At 41.4% G+C, this 15523-nt stretch carries 15 protein-coding genes and 1 tRNA gene; 10 read left to right on the top strand and 6 right to left on the bottom strand.

Annotated elements, in window-relative coordinates; translation table 11 throughout:
* Position 1: 1 nt before the first annotated feature.
* From sdhD to KF820_05820, 4 genes are all read right to left on the bottom strand, one after another.
* Positions 2 to 394, bottom strand: coding sequence for a succinate dehydrogenase, hydrophobic membrane anchor protein (sdhD, locus tag KF820_05835; protein MBX3457863.1), 393 nt, complete (start codon positions 392 to 394; stop codon positions 2 to 4).
* Positions 394 to 765 (bottom strand): succinate dehydrogenase, cytochrome b556 subunit, encoded by a 372-nt coding sequence (gene sdhC / locus KF820_05830; protein ID MBX3457862.1) that lies wholly within the window; start codon positions 763 to 765, stop codon positions 394 to 396. Before sdhC ends, sdhD begins: the two co-directional genes overlap by 1 nt.
* Positions 766 to 880: 115 nt before the next feature.
* Entirely contained in the window at positions 881 to 1330 is a 450-nt protein-coding gene (gene mlaD, locus KF820_05825) for an outer membrane lipid asymmetry maintenance protein MlaD (protein MBX3457861.1), read from the bottom strand.
* Positions 1331 to 1340: 10 nt separating this feature from the next.
* On the bottom strand, positions 1341 to 1808 hold the full coding sequence (locus KF820_05820) for a DNA starvation/stationary phase protection protein (GenBank protein MBX3457860.1): 468 nt from the start codon (positions 1806 to 1808) through the stop codon (positions 1341 to 1343).
* Positions 1809 to 2363: 555 nt separating this feature from the next.
* Here KF820_05820 and nagZ point away from each other — a divergent pair.
* The 6 genes from nagZ (at position 2364) to KF820_05790 (ending at position 9391) form a co-directional block, all read left to right on the top strand.
* A complete protein-coding gene (gene nagZ, locus KF820_05815) occupies positions 2364 to 3437 on the top strand; it encodes a beta-N-acetylhexosaminidase (GenBank protein MBX3457859.1) in 1074 nt (357 codons plus the stop codon).
* Entirely contained in the window at positions 3438 to 4088 is a 651-nt protein-coding gene (locus KF820_05810; GenBank protein ID MBX3457858.1) for a site-2 protease family protein, read from the top strand.
* Between the two features lie 609 nt (positions 4089 to 4697).
* Positions 4698 to 5687, top strand: coding sequence for a hypothetical protein (locus KF820_05805; protein ID MBX3457857.1), 990 nt, complete (start codon positions 4698 to 4700; stop codon positions 5685 to 5687).
* A gap of 70 nt (positions 5688 to 5757) precedes the next feature.
* Positions 5758 to 5833, top strand: a tRNA-Glu gene (locus KF820_05800).
* Positions 5834 to 5901: 68 nt separating this feature from the next.
* A complete protein-coding gene (locus KF820_05795) occupies positions 5902 to 9030 on the top strand; it encodes a hypothetical protein (protein ID MBX3457856.1) in 3129 nt (1042 codons plus the stop codon).
* A gap of 22 nt (positions 9031 to 9052) precedes the next feature.
* Positions 9053 to 9391 carry a hypothetical protein gene (locus KF820_05790; protein ID MBX3457855.1) on the top strand — a complete coding sequence of 113 codons (339 nt, stop codon included), beginning with the start codon at positions 9053 to 9055 and terminating at the stop codon, positions 9389 to 9391.
* A gap of 77 nt (positions 9392 to 9468) precedes the next feature.
* Here KF820_05790 and KF820_05785 read toward each other — a convergent pair whose 3' ends face one another.
* On the bottom strand, positions 9469 to 10050 hold the full coding sequence (locus tag KF820_05785) for a malonic semialdehyde reductase (GenBank protein ID MBX3457854.1): 582 nt from the start codon (positions 10048 to 10050) through the stop codon (positions 9469 to 9471).
* A 255-nt stretch (positions 10051 to 10305) separates the two neighbouring features.
* Here KF820_05785 and KF820_05780 point away from each other — a divergent pair, with 255 nt between their 5' ends.
* The gene (locus KF820_05780; protein ID MBX3457853.1) at positions 10306 to 11658 is read left to right on the top strand and encodes a Vps62-related protein; all 1353 of its coding nucleotides are present in this window, start codon (positions 10306 to 10308) and stop codon (positions 11656 to 11658) included.
* Here KF820_05780 and KF820_05775 read toward each other — a convergent pair.
* The gene (locus KF820_05775; protein ID MBX3457852.1) at positions 11585 to 12841 is read right to left on the bottom strand and encodes a hypothetical protein; all 1257 of its coding nucleotides are present in this window, start codon (positions 12839 to 12841) and stop codon (positions 11585 to 11587) included. The two genes, KF820_05780 and KF820_05775, sit on opposite strands and share 74 nt — an antisense overlap.
* A gap of 145 nt (positions 12842 to 12986) precedes the next feature.
* Between KF820_05775 and KF820_05770 the strand changes: the two genes are divergently transcribed.
* The 3 genes from KF820_05770 to rplT all read left to right on the top strand — a co-directional run bounded on the left by KF820_05770 (position 12987) and on the right by rplT (position 15443).
* Positions 12987 to 14324: a D-alanyl-D-alanine carboxypeptidase gene (locus tag KF820_05770; GenBank protein MBX3457851.1), complete on the top strand. Its 1338-nt coding sequence runs from the start codon at positions 12987 to 12989 to the stop codon at positions 14322 to 14324.
* 542 nt (positions 14325 to 14866) lie between these two features.
* A complete protein-coding gene (gene rpmI, locus KF820_05765) occupies positions 14867 to 15064 on the top strand; it encodes a 50S ribosomal protein L35 (GenBank protein MBX3457850.1) in 198 nt (65 codons plus the stop codon).
* Positions 15065 to 15083: 19 nt separating this feature from the next.
* Positions 15084 to 15443, top strand: coding sequence for a 50S ribosomal protein L20 (gene rplT, locus KF820_05760; protein ID MBX3457849.1), 360 nt, complete (start codon positions 15084 to 15086; stop codon positions 15441 to 15443).
* The last annotated feature ends 80 nt before the right edge of the window (positions 15444 to 15523 follow it).

The following is a 15523-nucleotide window of genomic DNA, read 5'->3' as shown; positions in this document are numbered from 1 at the left end:
TTTATTTTGACCCTATGAGCATAAGTTGAATAAGAATAAATAAAGCAATAACCGGCAAAATATAGCCAGCAAGACGCACCTTCATAATCAGCCAATATCGCCAGAAATTGTTGTGAACGTAATCTTCGATAATAACCTGAAGCCCTAAAGCGGCATGATAACTGGTTGATGCGACAAATAAAAACACGATGCTTGCAGCCCAAGGATTGCCAATCGCCTGAATCATATCAGCTTGGGACAAATGGTAATTTTGTGACAACCATCCCATAACAATGAGCCCGAAAAAAGCAACCAAAATGCTACTCAAACGTTGAGCTATCCAATGATCGGTTCCATCTTTAGCTGTCCCAAGACCTTTGACTCGTTTTAAGGAGGAGCGTAATTCTTGAGTCATTAGCAGACACTCCATAGACCTAGGGTTAAAGCAAAAGCCATAAAAACAACAAACAAACTGGACTTACATGATGTTGATTTCTCAAAACCATATCCACAGTCCCAAATCATATGTCGCAACCCATTACTCAAGTGGTAAAAAAAAGCAAAGGCACTCAACCAAATAATAAGTTGCCCCGGAAGCAAGCTTAAGTGCTGAATCCCCCACACATAACAATCTGACGAAAAACACAGTGTCCCTAGCCATCCAATAAAAAACAGCAGCGAAAAAAACAAAGCAAAACCGGAAATTCTGTGGCAAATTGATAAAATTGCCGTAAGGGGCAAACGGTACACCTGAAGGTGCGGAGATAATGGGCGTTGTCGCATCATCACACATATTTTAGGTAAATTTATGATAATACATTACTAAACTTATCAAGGTTTTGTAAATGGGTAATAAGCACGATAAAAATAAATGTATAAGATTGCGCCCTATTAGCAAGACTTACTTCTTATCTTCGCCGCTAAAGATATATTTACCGATTAGCCCTTCTAAATTAACAGAGGATTGAGTATGTGTGATGTGCTGGCCATCTTTTAAAAGGTCATCGCTACCACCGGGCACCAAAGCAATATATTTACCGCCCATCAGGCTTTCGCTCACGATCTGAGCTGAAGTATCGTCGGGAAGTTGGACATTCTTTTCCAAAGACATAGTTACTTGCGCCAAATAGGTTTTTGGGTCAATTGAAATCTTAGACACGTCACCAACCTTGACACCGCTAAGCTTAACATCGTTTCCTTCGACCAATCCGTCGATACGGTCAAAATTAGCTGTCAGGTGGTAACCATCCGTAACTTTTGTCCCACTGCTGGTATAGGCATGATAAAAAAACACACCTGCAACAGCAAGCACAACAGCACCTGTAATGGCTTCAACGACGTTGGCGCGCATATATTGTTCCTTATTCTAAATGGCTTCTGAGCATCCAAGCGAACTTAGTTAAATCAGCTAGACGTTCGATCATTAAATCAGCGCTGGCATCATCATCAACAGACATGGCCACGGACTTAACTTCGTCAATTCGTCGGATAAGTAGCTCTAAATCTAATACAAGTCGACGCACCATGTCTAGTGCTTCGAGATGGCCACGTTCTTCTTTTATGGCACTGACGGCTATAAATTCAGCATAACTACCGGGGCAATAGAATCCAAGGGCGCGAATGCGTTCAGCAATTTCATCCCCAGATTCGTCTAAATCTTCATAAATTTCTTGGAAGAGTTCGTGCAACGGCTTAAAGAAAATCCCTGTTACATTCCAGTGAAAATTTCGCACCTTGAGTGATAGGACGAATGTATCAGCTAAAATACGCAGCATGGTATCAGCAACAAGCTTGCAATCTTTTCTCTCAAGTCCAATATCCATAATCATAACAGTCTCCTATCTCTTTCTTTAACTTTAGCAATCTCTTTCTAAATAAACAGTTAAGGATATGACTTTATATAATCGTAATGATTCAGGATATGAGTGGCAGCCATAGGCTGAATCGTTACAAATAATTTTACCAATAATTAATCATACCTAAGTTACGCTTATCCTAAGGTACCAATCAGACTAGATTTATTTATGATGAAATCAAGGCTATTTTTCTTGTTCACTCTAATCCTATCCGGGTGTAATCCATTTATGCCCTTTCGTCCCGACTCCGAAACCCTTGTCAAAAAGGGATGGGCCCGAAATCCGTCTTGTCAACCAGATCCCGAACCCTTGTATTGCTATAACAGCCTTGGTCAGAAAGTTTGCCATACAGCCCCCCTAAACGATCAACGTCGCCTTAATGGGTATTATGGCCCCCGACCACATTAAGATTGATCGTCTTCAAATAATCCCGGGAAAGAATAAGTCAATAGATTTGCATCTCCCCTAGCATGATCCCCAAACATTCGGTATGATAGGCATAAACTCACCCATTCAAAGCAAACATCCATGTCTTATGCAACAATGAAGCCTGTCATTTTTGGCTGTTCCGGTACAGAATTAACCCCCGAAGAAAAAGAGTTTTTCTCAAGAGTGGAGCCCTTAGGGTTTATCCTCTTCACACGCAATTGCAAAAGTCCGGCTCAGGTTAAGCAATTAACTCATGATTTGCGCGCCTGTGTTCCGCATACCTATGTCCCGATCCTCATTGATCAGGAAGGTGGACGCGTCGCTCGTTTAGGCCACCCCCATTGGCGGCAATATCCACCTGCAGGTGTTTTTGGCGCTATGGCTGATGATGATTTAGATTTAGCATGCTGGGCCGTTGAGTCTAATGCGTATCTCATGGGTGTTGAGATGGCTGAACTTGGGATTAACGTTGACTGCGCCCCTGTCATGGACTTGCTTATTCCTGATGCCCACCACATTATCGGAGACCGAGCATTCCATGAATCCGTTGATATCGTCAGCAACTTAGCACTACATGTGATCCGGGGCCTGCAACGCTCTGGGGTTGCTCCAATTATCAAACACATCCCGGGACATGGTCGTGCTTTAGTGGATAGCCATGAAAAACTCCCTATTGTGCAGGCCCCGTTTGATACTCTTAAGGAATATGACTTTGCAGTCTTTCGTCAAGTTTGTCGCCTTATTAATGAAGAGAAGTTCTCACAACCTTGGGGCATGACGGCACACATCATCTATGATGATATTGATAACCAAGCCCCTGCCACACAATCAGACGCAGTTATCGATAAAATCATTCGCAAACACCTAGACTTCCGCGGTCTTTTGATTACAGATTGCCTGACCATGAAAGCCCTAAGCGGTTCCATGGCAGAACGCGCTTCTCAATCATTAGAAGCCGGCTGTGACATCGTCCTCCACTGCAGCGGCGATTTGACAGAAATGATAGAGATCGCCGCCGCCATCCCAGCAATGACATCCCAAAGTTACGATCGACTTAGGTCTTGCCAATTGTCAGGTCACCGACTACAATCAGTCGATGACGAAGCTCTCTGGGCTGAGTTGAACTACCACCTCAAAAATTATTGGGGTGGCATCAACACAAAGGTTATGTAAATGTCTCAGGATATGATTGTTGCACTAGCATCTCTAATTGCGCTGGTCTTAGCTGTAACCACCCACGAAGCAGCTCATGGTTTTATGGCAAAGGCTTTTGGCGATCGAACCGCTGAATCGATGGGACGCCTGACGCTCAATCCAATTCCGCATATTGATTTGTTTGGAACAATTATCTTGCCAGGCCTCATGTTTATGGCAGGAACACCATTTTTATTTGGCTATGCAAAACCTGTTCCCGTTGATTTTCGAAATCTGAAACCACAACGATTCGGCGAAATTATGGTGTCATTTGCAGGGGTCGGTGCAAATTTTATTCTGGCATTTATTGCAGCCCTTCTTCTTCATATTAATCCTGACAAAGAAACCTTTGGGAACGATATCCTTGTCCGACTTGTTATGATTAATGTGGTTCTGGGTGTTTTTAACTTAATCCCAATCCTCCCTCTCGACGGCGGTCGCATTTTACAACGCCTTTTGCCGTATCGTCTAGCAGAACCCTATAGCCGAACAGAACCTTACGGTATGTTTATTATTCTTGGCCTGCTGATGTTACCAAGTCTGATTGGCATTGACATTCTACGAGCCATCATGATACCTGCGGTTAAATTTATCATGGGACTGATTATTGGAGCTGCCGGACTAAGTTAGAAATAGCTTGATATGTTTACCTTAAAGTCAAATATAAGCATTATAAAACACTTATATTGATTTAGCATGGTTAAAACTATTTTTAATTCATTTTTACTTATATTAAACTTTCTGCATGCTCAAGAAACTCTATTGCATCCTTCTATTTTGAAAGAAAAAGCACCAGTAATTCTGACAACGGATCTATTTACACCGAAAATCCCTGACTCAATAATAACTGAATATGATTGCCGATCAACCTATGAATTCTGCAGCAAAATCAACACGGTATCGCTTCTGACGTTTCCCAAAGAAATAATTCAAGAAATTGTTTTCGGCAATCTCTTAATCTATGCGAATACGCTTACTAATATTCCCTACAATAGTCCAAGCATTATCTCACCTCCCATCAGTTATCTATCTTACGAAAAATTTTATCTACCACTAGCACAACTTCTTTTGTCAGGATTCAGATCGAATGATTCGTCACAAAACTTATTGATAGAAAGTTGCCTTCAAAGTCTAGAATTTTGTCAAAGTATATGGAACCGAAGAACATTCCCCAAAAATAAGGTAAACGCAACTCACTTTGTTATATCATCGATGCCAATAGACCAGAAATATACGATCATGGAATCTTTAAGTCGAACTATTGCCCTTTTAAACAAAAAATATCGAGCAAAACTAGCCTCAGACACAATGCTTACATTTGACGAAACTCCACCAGCAACAAGGGTAATTAAACGCTACCCGGAGATTCATACCCAAGACTTAAAAATAATAAAAAAAACCAATTTAGCGATCAAAAGGCGAGCATTACTTGAGCTAAAAAAGAACGGCCATAACACACCTACCCCTCAGCAGCTTTTTAGAGAAATGGAATTATGGGACGAGTACAAAATTCTCCTTCAAAGTATAGCTGATATCATCCAGAATGGAGAAACCACAAGAAGGGACATTATAGAGGTAATTGAAGACACACCCAATCTATTATTATTACCTGATAATGTGATGGCATCATACTCTAGATTTGATACCGAAACAGAAACGTATACCGTAATTGACCTTTTGGATAAATTATCCTTTTTTGCAATAGCTCTTTTAGAAGCAAACGATATTGAATTCAGCCTTGACCTTGTGGTCAAACACATGAATTCACTAAAAACTCTTGTTTCAAGGGCGCACCAGAACCTTCTGACAAAAACGCTTACCCCTACAAAAGTAGACTTACTCCATGAACTTAGTGTTCTGTATTACTTATTCTACTTTGCCCTAACAACAATTGACCAAAATACCATAACCGAAACAGATGTTTTTAAGGAGATGGATAGATGGAAACAAACGTTTTACTGCGCCATAGATTTTCTAAGATTCAGTCCCAAAGACCTTGAAAGTTTTAATCATGATATATTTGGTCAACTTTCTGATTTTATATTTCAGAGTGAAAACTCCACAGACTCAGAAGATATTGACTCAACCGAAGAAACAGAGGAAACAGATGATGATCAAGACGATCCTGTTCAACAAGAGAATCAAAAAAAACGTCCTCGAGACGCTGATAGTGACAACGATGCTAGTTATGCTACATACAGGGCAAAAAAATTACCACCCCTTTTTTAGAAGCTAAAGCCAAAACAAATTTAAATCTTGCATATCCACCCCAAACACTCTATAAAATAATACATATTCCGTCCCCTTCGTCTAGAGGCCTAGGACACCACCCTCTCACGGTGGCGACACGGGTTCGAATCCCGTAGGGGACGCCATTTTTTCTATTGAAAAACAAGTTTTACCTCCCTATATAAAAAAAAGCAAGAAAACTAAGGGGTATTTCATGATTCGCAAATCCATTTCTATCGCATTATGCTTTAGCACCGTATTGTCCAGCATTTCTTGGTCAATGGAATTAACTAGCCAAGACTTAACGCTCCGTCCTGTGGATGCATTCTTTGTTGAAAACAGTAACATTCAAAAAACATTAACTCAAAACACCTCAAGTGAAACGGGGCGCAGTTTCATCAAAGGGGCTAAAGATGGGTTTTCGTCCTACACAAGCGGTACGCAGGATTTCCTAAAATCCATTTGGAAAGGGGAACTCAAAGAAGTTAGTGAAAGCACGACACGACAACTCATTCAAAAAGTAATGGGGACAAGCCTGAAACAATATCAGCAAAGAAATGCTGAGGCACAAAAACGTGGTGAACTCGATGCGGACTCAGTCAAAGAAATATTTACTCTTGTTCGTGAAGGTATTTACCAATCCTTATTGAGAACAGGTGCTTTTGGCAGCCCAAAAAAAGTATTCATACCCGAGCGCAATGTAACAGAAACACACTATGATGTTACATTGAGCGCCTCAGCCAGCTTTCTTAATGCCATTTTACCAACTGCTCTTCCTCTACGCGGTATCCTTATTTCTCTGGTCAACAACTCAGCCATCAATTCATTTTTAATGAATCAGATTGATGCTCAATTTGCTCGACTCACCGTCAAATACTTTGAACAAATCACCGGCATTAAAATCACACAAACAATGATTGGGTCAATGGGGCTCATTGGTCTATCAGGAAAAATGATTGGTGAAAAGGTCCTTGAATCAGCCCTTACTGATTATGATAATGCCGAATCATTACCATTACTGACACAAGAAACTCAGCCAAGCTTTTCTGCATTATGGAATTATATCAATCCACGCTTATCCCATTATATACGTCAGGGGATTATTGAATCCGTCATTGGAATCGCAGGGTTGACAGCTGAAAAAATCAGCGATCCTGTTGGCCTAGCAGTTGCGCGTACGATTCATAATAATTCTCAGTTTATTACAGGGACAATCGGCTTTATCGGGTATTCTATCGGTGAGTCATTAACATCAATCCCGTATCTTGATGGCGCAATTGGCTCGGGCGTTGCCTACTGGGCAAGTAATGGATTATTACAAGCGGCCCTCCCTCGTGGTCTGGATGAATCTCGTCGAAAACTTGTCGAGATGACCATGAAGACGCTTCGGTTAACAGCAACTTATTACGTAAACCAGTTCATGCCTGTTACCCGCGGAGAACATCAACTCTTTGGCTTGAATCCAAATCCATCAACGACAGAACTCGACCTTTTCCGCAAAGACTATGAAGGACGAGATGCCCTAAACCAACAAAGTATTGTTGTTGCCTTGATCCAAGATTTGGCTTCTGCTGTCAGCACACCATTATCCCTGCTCCTAGAAGCATCCGGCTTGACAAAACTTGCCGCAGCGTTACTCGGCTCAAATGAGACAGCAGAAGGATTAGCACTTTTAACAGCGCCTCAAGGGCACGCCCAAGCGAATCATCATGACACAGTAGCCCGCATTAAATTATTTGAGCTTGCAAAAGCATTGGATGCCGTTGAAACACAACAATCTGACTTTACCAAGACAGCGCCTTGGTATAGCCGAGCGTTGGCTTATTGGAATGGGGAAATTCCAGATCAATTAAAACTCACAGATGAACAGCAACAGTTGCTTGATACGATTCGCAAGCACCCATCCTTTGAGTTCCTAAAAGCAGAACTCGAGCACTTAGCAAAACACTATACGTGGCTTAGCAAAGAAGACCAGTCTACAAAGCTAAAACCTTATGAGGATAAAAGACAGATTCTGTCCGCTGAGTTTACCCAAGAAGCAATCGCTATTCTCAACAAAATTGATGCAGCCAAAAGCGCATTAAAAAGTAAAGTTGATCATGTCGAAACAGCAATGACAACGCTTATGAATGGCCTGAGTCTAGACCACTTCGTTATTGCTCTTGACGCCTTGCTTGATAGTGGCATTCGTGATCAATTTGACTTCAGTCGCCCCATCACTGATTTGCCCGGCTTTGCAGTTGCCCTCAAGGATTATAGCGAACTATTACGCTATCATGAAAGCTTAGTCAACTTCATTCAAACAAGTAGTTTGGGGATGGATAAATCCCTAACTGAACAACTTGATTTAGCCCAACACCTATCAACTGTTGAGGATATTGAACAAAAACTTCAAGCATCAATGAGCAAACCAATTCAAGAGACAATTCCGACAGTTGAATCACAAGAACTTCACACACGTTACTCACAAAATGTTGCAACGTATCTAGGACATGTTTATGGTCAAGTTTTCTTAACAGAACTAAAGGAAAGTGAGTTAACTGAACTTGTCTCAAAATTTGATTCTGTTGTTTTTGTTGAATCCGAATCAGGTCAGCATATTCCTACTGAGTATGTTCAAAAATGCTTGGGTATAATGGCAAAAGACTCGAAGTTTGGTGAGTTTCGTACCCAACTCAGCCAATTAAATCTTGATCAAAGCGTTAAAACAGCAATTTACCAACATATCATTCAAGATTTAATTCAACAACGCATTGAGCTTGACAGAAAGCAATCAGATACGAAAGATTCATCAAGCAAAGAACAAGAACCATCAAGCTGGCTTGCATCTTTATGGCCTAAAAGCAAGCAACCAACGCTAGAAGACAAAGGACGAAGTTCCGATTGGGTTCTTGTTTCTGATGAAATAGGGACAGCCAGTGAAATCATCACCCATTTTGCATTACCAGAACTAGCTCACATTCCACTGGAAACATTTGAAAGCCAAGGGTTCGAAGCATATTTTATTGCAAAAACAATTAAAGACATGATTGCAAAAGATCCCGCCATGTTTAAGGGACGATCACATTTTGCTTTGACCAAAGAAGATATGCTAAAGGTAGCTCAGTGGGTTGACGATATTCGTCGTTCACAAGTTGTACTATCGGATGATCTTATGGCCATCGACCGTCACACCAATGAATTGGCAGCCCTTGTTCACAAAAACCATAGATCAAGTGTGGTCTGGACGTACGATACACTTTTGACTGAATTAAGAACACAGACATCTGATGCTCTGAAATCAGTCCTACCAGTTTCAGACTCGTTAGAGTCTGGAAGTAGTGATCATAATAATGATCACTAAAATAATCAAAGGAAGAAAAAAGATGAAAATAATCCTTACTTCTGCCTTGGTTATTTCAGGGTTAACAGGAACGGCGATGGCTGAACCTGTTGCATTGCAACGAACTCAAGACCTATTTGGCAGCCTCAGTGGTCATCAAGAACTTGTCCTACCAAGTGGTAAAGGTCTTGGTGATAGCTTGATGGGTGTCACAGGGTTTACAGTTCAACCTGCACAACAACCCGAAAAATTAGCACGCAGCAACAGCTTTGATAAATTAAAGGAAGCAAAGCCTTTTATACATCAACCAAAAGCTGAAGTTGTAAAGCCAAGCTTGTTACAACGCGCTTGGAATTTTATTAAAAGCATTTTTTGCCTTTAATCGTGCTATGAAATGACCTTGGTCAAGAAACCCCCAACTCGTTATGAATTGGGGGTTTTTTAATTGACAGAATGTTTTTACAAAACCTGACACACGTCGTCAAAATCAAAGCGAGGGCTGCGTGGATGCAGACCGGCAACATCACCATAGCCCAGATTACACAACATATCGGATCTGAATGTTGTTCCTGCAAAAAAGGCATCATCCACAGTTTGCTTATCAAAGCCCGTCATCGGACCACAATCCAAACCACAAGCACGTGCTGCCATAATTAAATAGGCCGCTTGCAAGGCTCCGTTAAACTCAGCTGTACTCTTGATAAATGGCTCATTCCCTACAAACCAAGACCGGGCGTCCGTATGAGGAAATAACCGAGGCATATGCTCATAAAATTCAAGATCATGCGCCACAATTGCGGTTACAGGCGCCGTCATTGTCTTATCAACATTTCCTGCAGCAAGACAAGGTTTTAGCTTTTCCTTTGCTTCCTGAGATCGAATAAAGATAATACGCATGGGTGAACAGTTTGCACTGGTGGGTGCCATTTTTGCTAAATCAAAAACTTGACGCAGAAGCTCATTGCTAACGGGCTTATTTTGCCACGCATTATGGGTACGCGCGTCTAAAAAAAGGGTGTTTAGGGATTCTTGTGAAATCATGGTTGTATCCTTTGGTTATTCGATAACTAAGGATATAGACTTTCGAGCTCTTTTGTAAAGAGGGATAGAAAACACAAATTTTTAGGATAAAAAAATTGGCATCGGTTTTTATTGTTGTTCTTCCGACGCCTACATCATAAATAACATCAAAAAAAATAATTTCAATGTTTTTTTATTACCAAGTGCCATTTTTTTTTATTTTTTACGGGATTTTAACATTTACTCTCTATGCTGATCAGGCAGTAGGAGGTCTTCATGCAAGTTCTAGCTACCCTTATGTTTATAACAAATATGGTAAGTGCTCATTTCAGTATAGACAATGATGTATCCGCTCAAGACTTTCAAGACAACCCTTCTCTATACGCAAATTCTAAGGAACTTGCCGAACGATTCGCCCCTCTGGTCTTTTTTCATTCGGGCGAAAAATATTTTCCATGTTCAGTTGAATTTTTCCTCAAAAATTCTCGCCTTGTTCGTGTGGATGTGCGTGAAAAAGAATACGGCATTGGCCCCGTCAAACCCATATCACGGGCAGCAAAAGTGACAGAGATTATACCCAAGGGGCAAGTTTATGTAAATCAACTCATGGAACCAATAAATAACAAGGAAGACATCGCTCTTGATCTGATGGGCAATCGCAAAGCCTACGCAGGCCTGCCTTTACGTCAGGATGGATCATCCCCGGCACCAGTTTACAGCAAAGTTGTCTTCACGAGCCCGATTAAGGCCCATATTCAATATTGGTTTCATTATACCTATAATGGACCATTTGCACCGATTGCTTTGGGGGGACGTGGCCCCCTAGGAATCCATGAAGGGGACTGGGAACATATCGTTGTCACAATCCAAAAAGTGGGCAACGATTGGAAAATTATGGACATTTATTTCTCACGCCATGGACGGGAACGCGGTGAACTTGTTACGATTTATGGCAACCCAAAACCCAGGGTTGATTTTTACGAATACGAACACCCCATTATTTATTCAGCAAAATACGGACACGCATCTTACCCACAGACCTATGGTCTTCGCCCAACCAGTGATGGCGACCTTGTTGACAAAGGGAACACATCTTGGCGGACTTGGGAAAAAATTGTCATGATCGATAATACAACCCCATGGGTCAACTGGAAAGGCCGTTGGGGACTAGCCGGAGATTTAGGTCCTAAAGGATTACACGATAAACCCACATGGGACAACCACTATAAAAGTTCTCCCCTACCGGACACAGAGATCCAAAAAACAACGAATGGTAATTTAATTGATGTTAAGATTTACGAACCCAAAGAAGATTTTAGGCTACTCGATCAGAATTCAAAAACACGTGCAAAATTCTCGCTTAATTTCTCAACCCACTTTAAAGCCATCTGTTTTATGTTAGAGGTTTACAACTTCAAAACACGGCAATGGGTTAACTCAAATGAATCTTTTGAGATACGAAAATCAGGGATTTTAGGCACAAAAACCATGTATCGGGTTGAAAAAGGAAAAACGCAATGTTTCAAACCAAAAGAAAATTCTATCAAGAACTACTTTATTGTCCCAGATCAACCTCTAAACCCCTATGAACAAGGTTTTCGCCTTGCTGTTCGCGGTCTAAATCCTTAAAAGGTGTGTGTACAATCAACCCAAGATTTCTAGCCTCTTCTAGACACATACGTTTACTTTGACTTTCATCAGTCAAAAAGGCATCCACGAACTCTAACGGTCTCTTCATACCCTTAGTCCCAATCGGGCGCCCCCGTTTCACAGGCATACTCTGCTTTAAAAGAATAATAGAGTCATTAAGCCGGATCTGATCCGCGAGTAAATAATCCTCTCCAACTTCTATAGATGCTAAAAATTCTTGTGGTTGTACCGGATAATTCTGTGGATTCAACCCCCGTTGATCAGGCTCTTGCCCAACAGTCCAATACATCAAATAACTGAAATTAGGATGTAATTGTTGATGCGCATCGGATATACCTTCCCGGTAATAAGAACGATTCAAAATCGGAAATAATGATTCATTACCATCATAACGAACACAAGCAATCAAAAAATCCAAAGGTAAAGGAATTTTATATTCGTCAATAAGCTTCGGAAGTATGGTTTTAGCTAGCGTTTTGAGTTTTGATTTAGACTCCTCTTTAAAAAGGTAATAACTCATATAGTCTGCAAGTCGCGATACAGTCATCTGACGGACCATGTGCCCGACATCTAAGAACCGAATCAATTCAATAGCCTCCGGATGAAGATGAAACCCTGATTTCATGTAAAAATCAACGCGCCTTGGCACTTTGGGCAATTGAACATGTTGATCCCCAACATGATAATCAACATCTTTAGACAGTAAACCGATGGTTCTGTAGAAACTTGAATACTGACTTAAGATCGTCACAATATCCTTAAGACATGACAAAGCTTTTGGACCAATACCTTGACCCTGATTCCCCTCGAACACGTACAGGAAATCTAACATAAATGGCATCTGATAAGATTTCGGGTGATTATATTCAATAAGGTGTAATTTACCGACCACGACAAAGAGCTGATCATCTTTTAGAATAGTCTTTGATGATTTTACTAACACTTCCCCTTCATTAAGAGGTCGGATCACCCTCAATAGAGTCAAGCGGTTTCGATCTTGTGTATATGACACCTCTTTTAAGTGCAAAGAGATATTATCGCTAAAACTAACACGACAACGTTCTTGAACAACATTTGAATATTTTTCATAATCCAGTTGGCCAGTCAATAATTCCGCAGCCTGAGTGGTAAAAACAAAAATAACACAGAATAAAAATTTCATATAAAAACTCCACAACTTACTTCGAGTTAAATAGGGATTTTAAACTAAGATTAAAAGTTTTTTTTACCAAATATTTTTTCTCTCATTTCCCTAAAAAATAAGGTAAGATAAAGAAATAAGGGGTGTGGTGGGGATTTTAATTTTTATGTGGCGACGTGTCAGTTTATTGGTTCTTGGGCTTATCGTAAGTGCAAGCGATTCAGATGCACGGCTACGCAAAAAAATCACACCCAAACCATACACGCCAAAATACTCATCCATTGTCATGGACGCCGAAACAGGCCAAATCCTCCATAACGAAGATGCAGATGGCATCCGACACCCTGCTTCTCTCACAAAAATGATGACACTCTACATGGCGTTTGAAGCTCTGAGAGAAGGTCGCATCACCCTTGGGACACGCCTCCCTGTATCGGCGCGTGCATCGCGTCAAGCCCCGTCCAAATTAGGGTTAGTTCCCGGCGAGACAATTTCACTCAAAGCAGCAATTTTAGGTCTTGTCACCAAATCTGCCAATGATGCTGCTGTAGTTGTTGCAGAACATTTAGGCGGCAGCGAAGAAGCCTTTGCCCGTAAGATGACTCAAAAAGCACGGGCTTTAGGGATGCGGACAACTGTTTTTAAAAATGCCTCGGGTCTTCCTAATCCATCCCAAATAACCAGTGCACGTGATATGGCAGTTTTATCACGTGCCCTATACCGCGATTATCCCAATCAATACAAATACTTTAGCTTACGCAGTTTTTTCTACAAGGGAACAGAGCATCGCAACCACAACCACTTACTCGGAAAAGTCCAAGGCGTTGACGGCATTAAAACAGGCTTCATCGGTGCTTCTGGTTTTAATCTCGCAGCATCAGCTGTTCGGGCAACAAACTCAAATCAACGTCGCCGCCTGATCACAGTCGTCATGGGGGGACCTAACCGACACTGGCGCGACCGACGTGTCACCGAACTATTCGAGACGTATTTTGCGCGCAATGGTGCCCACCGTGACGTCCCCATTATCGATGATACCCAACTTAATGATATGATCGCTGAATATGAAGATGAACAAGAGGTTTTGCAAGAAATATCCTATGAATCCATCGATACTACCTCTCATTCAACTCCCGATATCGACAGCTTATTACACGAAGCAATTCACGAAGATATTCCTATAGCAACACAAACATGCCAATACACACCGGATAATGAGCCTAAAGCTCTGCCTGCCAATTGGTCAAGGCCGACGGCGCCGTCATCTCCGTCAAAAAAAACCTTTTCAAAACGAACGATTCAGCTGACAACAGTATCAAATGAAAAAAAAGCTAAAGCGATCGCGCGCGATGCTATCAAAAAAATTGGCTATGGCAAAGTTAATGTCCACAAAGTTAAACGAGGCAAGAAAACCTTATACGCCCCTCAAGTCACAGGCATCCCCGCCCCTCAGGCCAACGGAGCCTGCAAGATGCTAACAGGAAAATGTATTGTCTTGGCTTAGATGGGAAATATGCGTTTATCCGAACCCGAATTATCTGCCATAAAAATGAGTTTTAAAAAGAATTTTGGAGCTAACGATCATCTATAGCTATTTGGATCACGAGCAGACGACACACGAAAAGGTGGGGATATTGACTTGTACGTCGAAACAGAATTATCCGCAAAAGAAGATGTTCAAGCAAAAATCAGTTTTTATTATTCCAGGCTCACCAGACTCAATTGAACAACTATATATTGGCAGCTGATCTAGAGCAACACATAGCAAAACGCAGGAGTCTGCTAAACGAACAAAATCTCTTTTATTTTCAATACAAATCATGTATAAATAGAGGATACTTAGTTTTCTAGGTATCATTGTGTCCAGGCGAGACAGGTCTATTATAGTCGTTTAGATTAATTATTGGACAAGCAACAAAAAGCAAAGCGTACACCGAGTATGCAAGCAACACAGTTGCGATGCCCAAGAGCTAAGATGAATATGGCTATCGGCTTTGTCGGGCATGCCCAAGCACAATACATTAATTTAACATAAGAGAGTACAAAATGCCCAAGATGAAAACAAAGAGCAGCGCAAAAAAGCGTTTCAAGCTCACAGCTTCCGGCAAGGTTAAAATGGGCCAAGCTGGTAAGCGTCACGGTATGCGCAAGCGTTCCAATAAGTTCATTCGCAACGCCCGCGGGACAGCGATCATGAGCGAAAGCTTCGCCAAAAAAGTTCGTACCTTTTATTTTCATGTATAATTTTTAGGGAGAACAGACTATGGCACGCGTAAAAAGAGGTGTGACAACACACGCTCGTCACAAAAAAATCATTAAGATGGCTAAGGGTTATCGCGGCAGAAGCGGTACCTGTTTCCGTCCGGCAATTCAACGTGTTGAAAAAGGTTTGCAATATGCATACCGCGACCGTCGCGCCAAAAAGCGTACATTCCGCGCCCTTTGGATCCAACGTATCAATGCTGGCGTCCGGGAATATGGCTTGAACTATTCAACCTTTATGGGGGGATTGATCAAGGCCGGCATCGACATGGATCGTAAGGTTTTGGCAGGTTTGGCTATGTCCAACCCGGAAACATTCAAGTCTATCGTTGAAAAAGTCCAAAAGACTTTGGCAAAATAAGAATTCGTTCTTATTGAGTATAGGCAGGGGCTAATGAAAATTACCCCTGTTTTTTTATGAATAAAGCCTTGCCAAGAACA

The sequence above is a fragment of the Candidatus Paracaedibacteraceae bacterium genome (assembly GCA_019636055.1).
Taxonomy (GTDB): Bacteria; Pseudomonadota; Alphaproteobacteria; order Paracaedibacterales; family Paracaedibacteraceae; genus Paracaedibacter.
The sequence above is the reverse complement of the archived record's forward strand: the minus strand, read 5'-3'. Positions and strand labels throughout refer to the sequence as shown.